This window comes from Comamonas sp. MYb69, from assembly GCF_037479315.1.
Taxonomy (GTDB): domain Bacteria; phylum Pseudomonadota; class Gammaproteobacteria; order Burkholderiales; family Burkholderiaceae_C; genus Comamonas.
In genome coordinates, this window is the sequence record NZ_JBBGZG010000002.1 from 1 (window position 1) to 12,585 (window position 12,585).

At 65.6% G+C, this 12,585-nt stretch carries 14 protein-coding genes and 1 pseudogene; 7 read left to right on the forward strand and 8 right to left on the reverse strand.

Annotation, left to right across the window (positions count from 1 at the left end; genetic code table 11):
* The 6 genes and pseudogenes from WH303_RS02180 to WH303_RS02205 form a co-directional block, all read right to left on the reverse strand.
* Positions 1-282 (reverse strand): annotated as a pseudogene (locus WH303_RS02180) (hypothetical protein); the annotation flags it as partial.
* 230 nt (positions 283-512) lie between these two features.
* Positions 513-1,292, reverse strand: coding sequence for an SDR family oxidoreductase (locus tag WH303_RS02185; RefSeq protein ID WP_339516637.1), 780 nt, complete (start codon positions 1,290-1,292; stop codon positions 513-515).
* 11 nt (positions 1,293-1,303) lie between these two features.
* On the reverse strand, positions 1,304-2,338 hold the full coding sequence (locus WH303_RS02190) for a 2Fe-2S iron-sulfur cluster-binding protein (RefSeq protein ID WP_339516638.1): 1,035 nt from the start codon (positions 2,336-2,338) through the stop codon (positions 1,304-1,306).
* 30 nt (positions 2,339-2,368) lie between these two features.
* On the reverse strand, positions 2,369-2,845 hold the full coding sequence (locus tag WH303_RS02195) for a GlcG/HbpS family heme-binding protein (protein ID WP_133857535.1): 477 nt from the start codon (positions 2,843-2,845) through the stop codon (positions 2,369-2,371).
* Between the two features lie 25 nt (positions 2,846-2,870).
* Positions 2,871-4,328 carry an aldehyde dehydrogenase family protein gene (locus WH303_RS02200; protein WP_339516648.1) on the reverse strand — a complete coding sequence of 486 codons (1,458 nt, stop codon included), beginning with the start codon at positions 4,326-4,328 and terminating at the stop codon, positions 2,871-2,873.
* Between the two features lie 90 nt (positions 4,329-4,418).
* A complete protein-coding gene (locus WH303_RS02205; RefSeq protein WP_116927629.1) occupies positions 4,419-5,156 on the reverse strand; it encodes a TenA family transcriptional regulator in 738 nt (245 codons plus the stop codon).
* Between the two features lie 302 nt (positions 5,157-5,458).
* Here WH303_RS02205 and WH303_RS02210 point away from each other — a divergent pair, with 302 nt between their 5' ends.
* The 5 genes from WH303_RS02210 to WH303_RS02230 are packed head-to-tail and all read left to right on the forward strand — an operon-like array spanning position 5,459 to position 8,179.
* Entirely contained in the window at positions 5,459-5,824 is a 366-nt protein-coding gene (locus tag WH303_RS02210) for a 2Fe-2S iron-sulfur cluster-binding protein (RefSeq protein WP_339516650.1), read from the forward strand.
* 9 nt (positions 5,825-5,833) lie between these two features.
* Positions 5,834-6,163, forward strand: a complete 330-nt coding sequence (locus tag WH303_RS02215; RefSeq protein ID WP_339516652.1) for a ferredoxin — start codon at positions 5,834-5,836, stop codon at positions 6,161-6,163.
* 9 nt (positions 6,164-6,172) lie between these two features.
* On the forward strand, positions 6,173-6,463 hold the full coding sequence (locus tag WH303_RS02220) for a 2Fe-2S iron-sulfur cluster binding domain-containing protein (protein WP_339516654.1): 291 nt from the start codon (positions 6,173-6,175) through the stop codon (positions 6,461-6,463).
* Entirely contained in the window at positions 6,460-7,206 is a 747-nt protein-coding gene (locus tag WH303_RS02225) for a sulfite exporter TauE/SafE family protein (protein ID WP_339516656.1), read from the forward strand. Before WH303_RS02220 ends, WH303_RS02225 begins: the two co-directional genes overlap by 4 nt.
* 46 nt (positions 7,207-7,252) lie before the next feature.
* A complete protein-coding gene (locus tag WH303_RS02230) occupies positions 7,253-8,179 on the forward strand; it encodes an ornithine cyclodeaminase family protein (protein ID WP_339516658.1) in 927 nt (308 codons plus the stop codon).
* 9 nt (positions 8,180-8,188) lie between these two features.
* On the opposite strand, the gene WH303_RS02235 is transcribed toward WH303_RS02230, so the two are convergent.
* Together WH303_RS02235 and WH303_RS02240 are read right to left on the reverse strand one after the other, a co-directional pair.
* Entirely contained in the window at positions 8,189-8,842 is a 654-nt protein-coding gene (locus tag WH303_RS02235) for a GntR family transcriptional regulator (protein WP_021024713.1), read from the reverse strand.
* Positions 8,843-8,981: 139 nt separating this feature from the next.
* Positions 8,982-9,212 (reverse strand): hypothetical protein, encoded by a 231-nt coding sequence (locus tag WH303_RS02240; RefSeq protein WP_339516660.1) that lies wholly within the window; start codon positions 9,210-9,212, stop codon positions 8,982-8,984.
* A 346-nt stretch (positions 9,213-9,558) separates the two neighbouring features.
* Here WH303_RS02240 and WH303_RS02245 point away from each other — a divergent pair, with 346 nt between their 5' ends.
* Together WH303_RS02245 and WH303_RS02250 are read left to right on the forward strand one after the other, a co-directional pair.
* On the forward strand, positions 9,559-11,097 hold the full coding sequence (locus WH303_RS02245) for a hypothetical protein (RefSeq protein ID WP_339516662.1): 1,539 nt from the start codon (positions 9,559-9,561) through the stop codon (positions 11,095-11,097).
* A 1-nt stretch (position 11,098) separates the two neighbouring features.
* The gene (locus WH303_RS02250) at positions 11,099-12,580 is read left to right on the forward strand and encodes a gamma-glutamyltransferase family protein (protein WP_339516664.1); all 1,482 of its coding nucleotides are present in this window, start codon (positions 11,099-11,101) and stop codon (positions 12,578-12,580) included.
* Positions 12,581-12,585 lie beyond the last annotated feature (5 nt).

Here is a 12,585-nt window from a genome sequence, read left to right on the forward strand (position 1 = left end):
GCCCGTGCGGGCGGGGCGCTCGCTGCGCGCCTGGCGCTGCACCGGCGCGGCATCGGCCTCAACCGGGGCTGCTGGCGCAGCAGCCACTTCCAGCGCATGGCCCTTGGTGGCCGCGCGCAGTGCATCGGCCATGGCCGAGTTCAGCACCGGCGCTGGGCCTGCAGGGCGCTCGCGGCGCTCCTGCTTGGGCTGGCGACGCGTATCACCGCCCGCTGCGGGCGCTGCCGCAGCTGGTGCCGGTGCGGAAGCATCAGAAGAGGTGGGGAGGGTCGGTTCGGTCATAAACAGAGGCTGGCGCAGAAAAAAGTGCAGACCCGCCAAGAGCAGCTGCACCGGTAAAAAGCAAAACGCCCTGGATCACCCAAGGCAAGACTGCAAGTATAACGAATCAAGCCCATCGCCCCGTAAGCAGCTGCACACCGCAGCAGGGCTTTAGAACGGACGCAGACAAGGCCAGCTGCGCGCTTGCATGGCAAAGCCAGGCCACCCAGCAGCGCCGGCTTTGTCCTTTGTCAATAAGTGCCCGGATACTCACCCCCGTCGATCAGCCAGCTCTGCCCGGTCACATAGCCGGTATGCTGCGATGCCAGGTAGGCGATCAGCGCGCCGACTTCTTCGGGCTGGCCAAAGCGGCCTGCGGGGTTGGCGGCCTCGCGGCTTTGGCGCACCTGGGCCGGCGAGCGGCCGCTTTGCTGGGCGAGCTTGTCAATGTGGCGAGCCTGCGCATCGGTGTCGAATGCGCCGGGCAGCACATTGTTGATGGTGACGTTGTGGCGCACCGTCTGGCGCGCCAGGCCTGCGACAAAGCCGACCAGGCCCGAGCGCGCGCCATTGGACAGGCCCAGCTCGGCATGCGCCGCCTTGACACTGCGCGAGACGATATTGATGATGCGCCCGTAGCCGCGCTGCTGCATGCCATCGACCACGCGGCGCATCATGTCGATGGGGCCGACCATCATCATGTCCAGCGCCGCGTGCCAGGTCTCGTCCGTCCATTCCCGAAAGTCGCCAGGCGGGTAGCCGTCCGAGTTGTTGACCAGAATGTCCGGCTCAGGGCAGGCAGCCAGCGCGGCCTCACGCCCCGCCTTCTGGGTGATATCGGCCACCACATAGCGCACGGGGCGGCCACATTCTGCCGACAAGGCCTGCGCCGCCGCCTGCAAGCTGCTTTCAGTGCGCGCGGCGATCACCACGTCCACCCCTTCCAGCGCCAGCTGGCGTGCCGCTGCATAGCCCATGCCCTTGCTGCCGCCCCAGACCAGCGCGGCCTTGCCCGTCAATCCCAGATCCATGGTGTGGTTCCTCAGCTTTGTTCGCTCAACTCGGCCACGGCGGCCGCTTCGTTCTGGAAGATGAAGCTGTCGCTGTAGATCTTGTCCAGCGCCGCCCCCGACAGCGCCATCAGCGCTTTCGCATCGGCAATCATAGAGGGCGATCCACACAGGTAGATCGAATGCTCGGACAGGTCCTCGAAGTCCTCGGCAATGGCGTCCTGCACATAGCCGCGCCGGCCAGTCCAGCGATCGGACGGGCGCGAGAGCACCGGCACAAAAGTGAATTCATACAGCTGCCCGGCCCAGGCCGCGATCTCATCGAGCAAATACAGATCGGCCTCGCTGCGCATGCCCCAGTAGAAGTGGATCGGCGGGCAGTCGGCATCGCCCAGCAGCGATTCGAGAATCGCCTTGATCGGCGCAAAGCCGGTGCCGGTGGCGGCGAACACCATGGGTTGGTAGTCCTGCGCGCGGTAGTAAAAGCTGCCATGGGGCAGTTCCAGCTCCAGCACATCACCCACTGCCATCGTCGCCAGCAGGCCATCGGTAAAGCGCCCGCCGGCAATCCTGCGGATCTGCAGGCTGACGCGCCGGCCCTGTGGCGGTGTGGCCATCGAGAAGCTGCGGTGCGCGCCACCGGGCAGGCAGATGTTCAGGTACTGGCCCGGCACATAGCGCAGGCCATGGTCCTCGGGCAGGTCGAGCGCCAGGTGGTAGATATCGGGCGTGTGCATGCGCAGCTCGGCCACCGTGGCCTGCACGCGGGTGGGCGCGGAGCTGTCCGGCCCGGTCGCGATGCTGATGACCAGGTCAGACTGCGCCCGGGCCTGGCAGGCCAGCGCATAGCCCTGGGCATGCTCCTCTTCTACCATGGCCAGCGGCAGCTCGCCGTCGGCATAGGCAAACTGGCCCTCTTCGACCTTCATGCGGCAGCTGCCGCAGCCGCCAAAGGTGCAGTCATGGGGCAGCGCCACGCCCTGGCGCGTGGCGGCGTCGAGCACCGATTCATCGGCGCCCACGTCAAACGATTGCTGCGTCTGCAGCCACTGTACGCGGTAGTTCATCGCAGACCTCAGCTCGGTTGTCCCTAGCGCTTATTTCTTGATATCGGCCTGCACCAGCACATCGGCTGCGGCGCCCAGGTGGTCTTTCAGCGCCTGCAAGGCGGCCACACCACAGGCAGTGTCCTGCTCGCCATTGCCGCCCGACAGGCCCACGCCACCAATCACCTCGCCGTTGACGACAATGGGGTAGCCGCCCACGAAGACGGCAAACTTGCCCTCAAAGCTCCACTGAATGCCAAAGGCCTCGTTGCCCGGCAGCGCCGGCCCATTGGGCAAGGTGTTGAACAGGTGCGTGGAGCGCTTGTGCCCTGCGGCCGTGAAGGCCTTGTTCCAGGCGATCTGCGGGCCGGTGACGCGGGCGCCATCCATGCGCTCGAGCACCAGCGGAAAGCCGCCTTCGTCGGTGATGCAGACCGTCTCGGTCACGCCAATTTCCTTGGCTTTGGCCAGTGCGGCCAGGGACATCACACGGGCTTCTGCCAGTTCCAGTTTCAGTGCGCTTTTCATCGTGTTTCCTCTTGCAGTCAGGGGTTCAGATACCGCGGTAGACGGTCTTGATCTGGGTAAAAAATTCCAGGCCGGCGCGGCCCGATTCGCGGAAGGTGGAGGTGCTGGAGTTCTTCAGCCCGCCAAAGGGCGCATTGACCAGGTTGCCGGTGGTCGTGCGGTTGATCTTGACGGTGCCCGCCTGGATCTCGTTGGTGAACACATGCATGTAGCGCGGGTTCATCGTGACGATGCTGGCCGACAGCCCGTACTGCGAGTCGTTGGCCTGGCGCAGCGCGTCGTCAAAATCGGCCACCTCGATGATCGCCAGCACCGGGCCGAAGATCTCTTCCTGTGCAATGCGCATGCTGTTTTTCACATCGGTGAACACTGCGGGCGACAGGTAGTAGCCATGGTCGAACTCACCGCCGGTGAGCCGCTCGCCGCCGCAGAGCCAGCGGGCCTCGCTCTTGCCGATGTCGATGTAGCGCTGCACGGTCTGCAGCTGCTTTTCCGTCGCCAAGGGGCCCAGGTCCATGCCCGGCGCCATGCCGTTGCCGATCTTGAGCTGGGACACGCGTGTCAGCAGCTTGTCGGTAAAGGCCGCCTTCACGCTGGGCACCACCAGGATGCGGCTGGTGCCGGTGCAGGCCTGGCCGGTCAGTGAGAAGCCGCCCTTGATCGCCAGGTCCACCGCCAGGTTGAGGTCGGCGTCCTCCATCACGATCAGCGGGTTCTTGCCGCCCAGCTCCATCTGCAAGCGGGTGGAGAGGTGCACGGTGCGGTGGATCTGGGTGCCCGCCGTCGTCGAGCCGGTGAACGAAATCGCGCGGATGGCCTGCGAATTGGTGATCACCGGCCCCACCTCGCCAGCGCGGCCGGTGACGCAGTTGACCACACCAGGCGGCACGCCCGCCTGCTCCAGCGCCTCGACCAGGCGCAGGCCCGAGAGCGGCGCATCCGACGAGGGCTTGAACACCACCGTGTTGCCGGTGATCAGCGCCGGCGCCAGCTTGCGCGCCGGGATGGACGCAGGGAAGTTCCAGGGCGAGATCACCGTCACCACGCCCAGCGGCTCGCGGTGGCTGAACACATGCATATTGGCATCGTCCTGCGGGTAGGTCTCGCCGCCCAGGGTCTGGCCTTCGGTGGCATAAAAACGAAAGGTTTGCGCGCTGCGCAGAAACTCGTCGCGCGCCTGGCTCAGCTGCTTGCCCTCCTCGCGGGTCAGCTCCTGGGCAAACTGCTCCACGTTCTTTTCCAGGTAGCTGGCCGCGTCGTTGAGGATCTTGGCGCGCTTGCCAATGGCCAGCTTGCGCCAGCCGTCAAAGGCCTTTTGCGCGGCCTGCACCGCGGCCTCGGCGTCAGCCGGGCCCGAGGCCTGAAAACGCCCCACCACATCGCGGGTATCGGCGGGGTTGAGGTTGTCAAAGGTGCTGCCCAGCAGGCAGGGCACCCAGGCGCCGTCGATATAGTTCAGAAACGTTTGCACGGTGTCGGCCATGGTCGGAGGTCTTGGAGAGGTGGGGGGGTCGGTCACAGCGGCGGCCGCCAGGGGCGCGCCGCTGCACGGGGCAAGGGGATGCCGCCAGGCTCAGGCGGCCAGCAGCTCTTCCTGCGAGATCTGCAGGTCCTTGGCGACATAGTCGTGGTAGAGCGCCGTCGTGTAGAGCAGGCGCATCTGGGCACCAATCTCGCAGATGCGCAGGCACTTGGCTTGCAGCTCGGGCGTGTTGGCGTGTTCCAGCACGATCTGGTAGCCACGCTCGCCATGGATTTCGTCAGAGACGATGTGCAGGTCAAAGAACTCGACCTCTTCATCGGTAAAGCCGTACTTGTCACGCAAGGTGGGCGTCTGCTTGCGGTAGATCGACGGCACCTGCGACTCCAGGCCCACGACCAGCCCAGCCACCGCAACCACCGGGTCTTCGCGCATCGCAATCGCATAGCACCAGGACTGCAGGCCGCGTGTGGTGGGCGACATGTTGTTGGGGTCGACCACGCGCTCACGCGTCGTGCCGCAGGCCTCGGCAAAGCGGATCAGCAGATCGGTGTGGCGGTCGCCACCAATCTCTTCCTCATACATATTGGCCAGCAAAAAGTCCTTGGCCTCCGTCATATGGTCTGGCGTGCGGGCATACAGATAGCCCAGGTAGTCGGCAAACGGGCCTACATAGTGGTAGTGGTTCTCGGCCCAGCGCGCCAGGTGCTCACGGCTCAGGCGGCCAGTGGCCCAGGCCACGCTGAAAGGGGCCTTGTTGGCGCTCTTGCCCTTGATGGCATTTTCAAGCGCAGCGCGGAATTCGTCGCGGTTCATCAATGTGCTGGTCATGGCGGGTTCCTCTGAAATGTTGGGGTCGTCGCCAAGTCAAACCGATCCAAGCGACGAAGTTAGAATACTGTATACAGAAAACATGGTCAATGTTTTCACACCCTCTTCCGCCTCAGTGCTTACCCCTATCCCCAGCAAATCTCAGAGCTAAGCATCGTCATCTCGTAGCCAAAACCCCTTGATATTCCATCGTTTTCAGGTGCACCCATGCAGCCCCCCATTCCCTTTGCATCAGGTTATCCCTAATACATCCATAACATCAAGTTGTATACAGTATACGTAATTGCAATGCGGAGGATGCCATGCCCCAGATCACCTTTCACAAGAACGGACAGACCTTCCAAGGCGAGGTCAAGACCGGCGCCAACCTGGTGGTGCGCGCGGGGATCAAGCAGTTCCCCTATCCCCACCTGGCCTACCAGTGCGGCATGGGCAAGTGCGCCACCTGCGCCTGCAAGGTGCTGGCGGGGGCTGAGCATTTGCCGGCGCCGAACTGGAAAGAAAAGAAGCAGTTGGGCGCGCATCTGGACGAGGGCTTCCGCCTGGTCTGCCAGCTCTGGCCCGAGCAGGACCTGGAGCTGGAACAAGTGCCGCTGCCGGCCACCAACGCCGGTACCGCCAGCGCCACCCAGCCCGCAGGCACAGCGTCCGCCACCCCTGCAGCCTGAGGAGCGCCCATGTTTGTGATCTTGACCAGCAAGCCCGGCCAGTACCGCACGCAGCCCAATGCCGACATCACCCTGCTCGAAGCCTGGGACTACCACTTCTGCGGCCGCCTGCTGGCCCGCTTTGCCGTGGGCGAGTTGCTGCGCGAGACCAAGGTGCTGGTGATCGAGGATGGCCCCGGCGGCACCACCAACCAGGTGCCATCCAAGTTTCTGGAGCGCTTTGACTCGCTGGAGCAAGCGCGTAGCGAGCTGCAGCACCTGTGCCAGTTCGGCGCGCTCGATGCCACCCTGACCCCAGCGCCCCTTACCGCCCCGCCTGCCACCCCATCCGCTGCCTGATTGCCCCGTATGCCCACCATCACCTTTGTCAGCAACGACAACAAGACCGTCGAAGCTCCGGAAAACAGCAACCTGCTGCGCGTGTCGCTGCGCGAGAAAGGCGGTATCCCGTTCAAATGCGGCGGGGGCCTGTGCGGCACCTGCAAATGCCGCATCGAGGAAGGCCTGGCCCACACCGATGCCATCAAGGCCAAGGAGCGCAAGCATTTCAGTGAGGAAGAGTTTGCCGCTGGCCACCGCCTGGCCTGCCAGACCTTTGTCAACGGCGACATCAAGGTCAGCTGGGTGCCCCGGCCATGAGCACCTGGACCGCCATGGCCGAGCACCTGAGTTGGGGCCGCTACCTGACCATGGGGCTGATGGTGCTCGCCGGTGCCGCCATGCAGGGCGTGGGCGGCCTGGGTTATGCGATGTTCTGCGCGCCGCTGGCGGCGATCCTCTTCCCCGAGCTGGTGCCCGGCCCCTTGCTGGCCGTGGGCGCGCCGCTGGCCCTGCTGGCCTATCTGCGTGAGCGCGAGGCCCTCAACCGCCAGGTCGCAGCAGCCACCTTGGTCGGCCGCGTCATCGGCACCTTTGCCGCCGCCGGGCTGCTGGTGCTGTTCAGCGCCCATGCGCTGTCCGTTCTGTTTGCGGTGCTGATCCTGGCAGCCGTCTGCCTCAGCACCCTAGGCTGGCGCGTGCAGCCCAGCACCACCAACCTGTCGATTGCCGGTGTGGCCAGCGGCATCATGGGCACCATCACCGCCGCGGGCGGCCCGCCGTTTGCGATTGCGATGCAGCACCTGGCACCGGCCACGATGCGCTCCACGCTAGGCGTGGTCTTTTTTGCCGGCACCATCGTCTCGCTCAGCGCGCTCGCCTGGGTCGGGCGCATGGGCAGCGGCCAGTGGCTGCTCAGCCTGGTGCTGCTGCCCTGGATGCTGGGCGGCTTCTTGGCCTCCAACCGCCTGGCCCGCCATATCTCCAAAGCCACCATCCGCCGCTGGCTGCTGGGCACCGCCGCCATCAGCGCCTGCATCATCCTGCTGCGCGTCTGGCTCTGAGCGCATTCCCACGCCAACCCACCCACCCATCACCCCACCACACACCATGCTGCACATCACCGATGCCATGGTGGACACCCTGGTGTCCACCGACCAAGCCCTGCAGGCCATGCACCGCGCCTTTGCTGCCTTTGGCGCGGGCGAAGCGGCCATGCAAGCGCGCGAGCGCACCGATGCCGGGGGCGTCAAGCTCTCTACCCTGGGCGCCGTCATTCCCGCGCAAGGGGTGACCGGCGCCAAGGTCTACACCACCATTGCCGGCCAGTTCAACTTTGTCATCCTGCTGTTCTCGACCGAGACCGGCGCGCCGCTGGCCACCTTGGATGCCAATGCCATCACGCGCCTGCGCACCGCCGCCACCACGGTGCTGGTGGCCCAGCACCTGGCGCCCGCCAACGCGCGCCATCTGTTCTTGTGCGGCGCTGGCGTGCAGGGCCTCGCCCATGCGCAGCAGATGGTGCAGCACTTCGGGCTGCAGCGTATCGATGTGTTTGACCCCTATGCGCCCAGCGGGCTGGAAGCACGCCTGGCGCAGCTGACCGGTTTGCCCGAGGCGCAGATCCGCCGCGTGGCGCACACCCAGGGCGTGGGCGAGGCGGACATCATCGTCACCGCGTCCCGCGCCAAGGAGCCGCTGTTCAACGGGGAACATGTCGCCCCCCATGCACTGGTCGCCGCCATTGGCTCCAGCCTGCCCCACACCCGCGAGCTCGACGATGCCTTGCTGGCGCGCGCGCAGCTGATTGTGGTGGAATGGAAAAAGCAGGCAACGAGCGAAGCAGGCGACCTGGTGCTGGCCGACCCGGGCCTGTCGCTAGCGGACAAGCTGGTGGAGCTGGGCGATATCGTCAGCGGCCGCCATGCCATCAGCGCGCAGCCGGGCATCCGGCTGTACAAGGCCGTGGGCGTGGGTTTGGAAGATATTGCGCTGGCGGGTGTGGCCTACCAGAACCACCTGGCCAGCAGGTCGTAAACGCGGACCTCAGGGCTCGATGCCGGCCGCGTTGTAGATATGGCGCGCGGCCAGCAGGCCGGCCAGCTCGGGGTCGCCCTTGATCACGGCGCGCAGGATGGCGGCATGCTCTTCCCAGTTCTGCGGCGCACGCGCCTGGCTGCGCGGCGCAAACAGCACCTCGGTGCGGTCGCGCAAGGACAGCATCACCTCTTGCAGCACCGAGTTGGCGGCAATCTTGCCCAGCGCGAGGTGGAACTTCTGGTTTAGCACGGCCAGCACATCGCCATCGCCCGAATGGGCGTTCTTCGTGCCCTCGGCCAGCAAGGCCTCCAGCGCAGCAATCTGCTCGGGGTCATGGCGCTTGGCGGCCAGGCGCGCATTGAGCGCTTCCAGGGTGGCGCGCACCTCGACCAGCTCGCGCAGCAGATCGCCATGGAACTTGGCGACCGAGGCACCGCGCCGGGGCTCGATGATCACCAGGCCGCTGGCCGCCAGCTGACGCAAGGCCTCGCGCACGGGCATGCGCGAAACGGAAAACTCCTCGGACAGACGCTCTTCCACCAGCCGCTCGCCCGAGGCCAGCTCGCCCGACATGATCTTCTCGCGCAAGGCCTCCACCAGCTGCTGGGTCAGCGGCGAGTGGTTGAGTCCAGGTTTTTTGTCTCCGTTGGCAATGGGCATGAAAGTCGGTCCGTTCGGTACGTTGCAAGCCCCGGGCCAGCGCATTGGCTGCAACGCGCCGCTCAGGGTCGCGCCCAGTTTACATGCCCAGCCAGGGTTTGCAGCGTCTTTGCCTTGCCTTGTATACAGAAATCTGCGCTCAGCGCCGGGCGCGGCGGATCTCGGCCAACGAGCGCGTATCTTGCAGTGCCTGGGCCCACAGGCGGCCCGGCTCCAGCTCGGCCAGGCGCTTGGCCTGCCAGCGCACAAAGGCGTTTTCCACCGCCGACAACCAGCCCAGCGATGCCGGCAGCAAGGCTTGGCGGGGCTCACGCAGTACCAGCAGATCGTCTTGCTGGGCAACCACCGCTTGGGAAGCAATGTTCTTCATGGGATAGCTCCTGGATAACCTAGTAGTAACCCTAGTGTATCCAGTGTACAAATCCATGTCCTTGATCTGGATCCATAACCCTGCACTATCCAAGCCTTTGATGCGCCTCGCAAATTTCTAAAAAAACAAGACTCTGACACCACCATAGCGTCAGGCATGCAAACGCCTTCATCGCGCAGATCCACCCTGAAATCCCCATCTTTGTATACGAAAATGGCGTTTTTTCACATTTAGCCCGGGTTTATCGCATGTTGCAATGCAATATTTCTGGTATTCCCTGATGATTTTTTGCTTCATTGTATTTAGTATACAAATTGGCTGTTAATCATTCTAAGGAGTAGCCACGATGGATCCGTCAGTCTCTATAGGCCCTGCGCACTGGGCCTACCTCGCCGGGGTGCTGGTCATCATCTTGACCATGGCCTTCCGTGCCAATGTGGTGGTGCCATCGATACTGGCTACCGTCGTTGTCGCCTTCGCCTGGAGCGGCAGCGCCATCACCGGGATAGGAAGCATATTCAGTGCCAGCATGGTGGCGGCCAAGGAGCTGTTCAACATCTTCCTGATCATTGCGCTGATGACGGCCCTGCTCAATGCGCTCAAGGACCTGGGCTCGGACATCCGCATGGTCAAGCCCTTTCGTGCGGTGATGAAAAACGGCCATGCGGCCTATTTCATCCTGGCGCTGGTCACCTACCTGATCTCGCTGTTCTTCTGGCCCACCCCGGCCGTGCCGCTGGTCGCGGCGGTGCTGCTGCCGGCAGCGATTGCGGCCGGCCTGCCGCCCATTGCAGGCGCGATGGCGATTGCGATTGCCGGCCAGGGCATGGCGCTGTCATCCGACTATGTGATTGGCGTGGCGCCGGGCATCAGCGCCAAGGCCGCTGGGGGCATCAGTGCCGTGGCGGTGGCCGACAAGGCGCTGCTGCTGTCCTGGGTGGTCGGAATGATTGCGCTGTTCCTGTCGTACTTCAAGGTGCGCAAGCTCATCGTGCCCAGCGACAACGCACTGCTGGAGCGCTGGGAGCTGAACCCCGTAGGCATCAACGCACAGATCGAGGGTGCAGGTGCCTTTGACAAGGCCGAGATCGCCAAGGGCACCGCCCATGAGGGCGACCTGGGTACCAATTCCGAGCTGGAAGCCGAGCTGCGCAAAACCCAGCCACTGGCCTCGGCCTCCAGGCTGTTTGCCGTCGTCACGCCGCTGGCCTTCCTGGTGGTGATTCTGGTGATGGTGGCGCCCAAGTTCACCAGCAGCGTGCCTGAGCTCAAGGGCGGCGATGCGGCCATGCTGATCGGCGGCGTCGCGGCACTGCTGATGGTCTGGGCCACCACCGCTGCCCGGGGCTTTCGCAAGATGCTCGACGGCGCGGCCGACCACATCACCGACGGCTTTGTCTTTGCGTTCAAGGCCATGGGTGCGGTGCTGCCGATTGCCGGCTTCTTCTTTATCGGCTCGCATGAGACGGCCGGTCCCATCCTGGGCATTGCCGCCGGCCAGCCGGTGCCCGATCTGCTGTTCGAGCTGGTCAAGGCCAGCCAGCACCTGATTCCCGACAGCCAGCTGCTGGTGTCCTTTGGGGTGCTGCTGATGGGCATGATCACCGGCATTGATGGTTCGGGCTTTGCCGGCCTGCCACTGACCGGCACCTTGTCGGGCGCACTGGGCCCAGCCTCGGGCATGGATGTGTCGGCGCTGGCCGCGCTGGGCCAGATGGGCGCGGTGTGGACAGGTGGCGGCACCTTGATCGCCTGGTCCTCGCTGATTGCGGTCGCAGGCTTTGCCCGCGTGAACGTGCTGGAGCTGGCCCGTGCGCTGCTGGTACCGGTGGTGCTGGGCCTGTTGGCCGCCGTCTTCACCGCCGTGGCGCTCTGGGGCGGTTGAGATGGCGCAATTGCACCGCCAAGACCTGCCAGCCGCAGCGGGCGTGCTGGGCCGGGGCGCGATGCTGGCCACCGGCCATCCGCTGGCCGCAGCGGCCGCCCGCGCCCAGCTGCAGCAAGGCGGCTCGGCCGTCGATGCCGCGATTGCCGCCGATGCGGTGCTGGGCGTGGTCGAGCCCATGGCCACCGGCGTGGGTGGCGACCTGCTGGCCATGCTGGTGCCGCCAGGCCAGGCGCCGCTGGCCTACAACGGTACCGGGCGCGCGCCCCAGGCTTTGACGGCGGCCCTGGTCGAGGCCCTGCCCCAGCGCCGCATCCCCGAGCGCCACCCGCTGTCCGTCACCACGCCCGGCGTGGTGCAAGGCTGGTGGGATCTGCACCAGCGCTTTGGCAAACGCCCCTGGGCGCAGCTGTTCGATGCCGCCGTGCAGGCCGCCAGCCAGGGCTTTGCAGTGGCCCCCGTTGCTGCGCGCGAATGGGCACTGTTCCAGCCGGTGATTGCCCGCGATGCCGCCAGCGCCGCCCTCTACCGCGCCGATGCCCCGCCCCACGCTGGCGAGCGCTTTGACAACCCGGCACTGGCCCGCTTGCTGCAGGCCGTCGCTGCGCAGGGGCCGCAGGCCTTTTATGCGGGTGCCATCCCCGCCGCTTGCGCCGCTGCCGTGCAGGCAGCGGGTGGGGTGTTGGCCGCTGCAGATTTCAGCGCCCACCAGGGCAACTTCTGCACCCCAGTGAGCACCTCGTTTCGCGGCGCCACCATCTACGAATGCCCGCCCAACACCCATGGCGTGGCGGTGCTGCATGCATTGGCTGCGATGCAGGACCAGGCCATCGACATGGCCAGCGCGGCCACCCAGGTCGCGCTGGTGCAGGCGATGGAGGCCGCGATAGCCCATGCCCAGCAGACCGTGGCCGACCCGGCCGGTAACACCGTCTGCACCACCGTGGTCGATGGCGATGGCCTGGCCATCAGCCTGATGAGCAGCGTGTTCAAGCGCTTTGGCTCGGGCATCGGCGTCGCTGAAGGCGGCTTTGTGCTGCAAAACCGGGGCCATGGCTTTTCGCAGCCCGGCCATATCAATGGGCCCGCGCCAGGCAAGCGGCCGTACCACACGGTGGTACCGGGTGCAGCGACGCGTGATGGCCAATTCCTCGGCGTGTTTGGCGTGGTGGGCGGCGCGATGCAACCCCAAGGCCAGGTGCAGCTGCTGTGCCGTATGCTGGCCGGCGGCGAGGCACCGCAGCCGGCCATGAACCAGCCGCGCTGGCGCCTGGAAGGCGGCCGGGTGCTGGCGGTGGAAGCCGGCATGCCACCCGCGATCAGCGCCGCACTGCGGGCCCAGGGCTACCGCGAGCCCAGCGGCGAAGGCGAGCTCGGCGGGCGCAGCGATTTTGGCGGCGCGCAGTGCATCTGGCGCCTGGCCGATGGCCAGCTCTGCGGCGCATCCGACCACCGCAAGGACGGCCTGGCGCTGGCCGTCTGAGCCGC

Coding starts and splice junctions, on each gene's coding strand:
- WH303_RS02185 (WP_339516637.1), bottom strand. CDS start 1,292: ATGGATCTGGGATTGACGGGCAAGGCCGCGCTGGTCTGGGGCGGCAGC.
- WH303_RS02190 (WP_339516638.1), bottom strand. CDS start 2,338: ATGAACTACCGCGTACAGTGGCTGCAGACGCAGCAATCGTTTGACGTG.
- WH303_RS02195 (WP_133857535.1), bottom strand. CDS start 2,845: ATGAAAAGCGCACTGAAACTGGAACTGGCAGAAGCCCGTGTGATGTCC.
- WH303_RS02200 (WP_339516648.1), bottom strand. CDS start 4,328: ATGGCCGACACCGTGCAAACGTTTCTGAACTATATCGACGGCGCCTGG.
- WH303_RS02205 (WP_116927629.1), bottom strand. CDS start 5,156: ATGACCAGCACATTGATGAACCGCGACGAATTCCGCGCTGCGCTTGAA.
- WH303_RS02210 (WP_339516650.1), top strand. CDS start 5,459: ATGCCCCAGATCACCTTTCACAAGAACGGACAGACCTTCCAAGGCGAG.
- WH303_RS02215 (WP_339516652.1), top strand. CDS start 5,834: ATGTTTGTGATCTTGACCAGCAAGCCCGGCCAGTACCGCACGCAGCCC.
- WH303_RS02220 (WP_339516654.1), top strand. CDS start 6,173: ATGCCCACCATCACCTTTGTCAGCAACGACAACAAGACCGTCGAAGCT.
- WH303_RS02225 (WP_339516656.1), top strand. CDS start 6,460: ATGAGCACCTGGACCGCCATGGCCGAGCACCTGAGTTGGGGCCGCTAC.
- WH303_RS02230 (WP_339516658.1), top strand. CDS start 7,253: ATGCTGCACATCACCGATGCCATGGTGGACACCCTGGTGTCCACCGAC.
- WH303_RS02235 (WP_021024713.1), bottom strand. CDS start 8,842: ATGCCCATTGCCAACGGAGACAAAAAACCTGGACTCAACCACTCGCCG.
- WH303_RS02240 (WP_339516660.1), bottom strand. CDS start 9,212: ATGAAGAACATTGCTTCCCAAGCGGTGGTTGCCCAGCAAGACGATCTG.
- WH303_RS02245 (WP_339516662.1), top strand. CDS start 9,559: ATGGATCCGTCAGTCTCTATAGGCCCTGCGCACTGGGCCTACCTCGCC.
- WH303_RS02250 (WP_339516664.1), top strand. CDS start 11,099: ATGGCGCAATTGCACCGCCAAGACCTGCCAGCCGCAGCGGGCGTGCTG.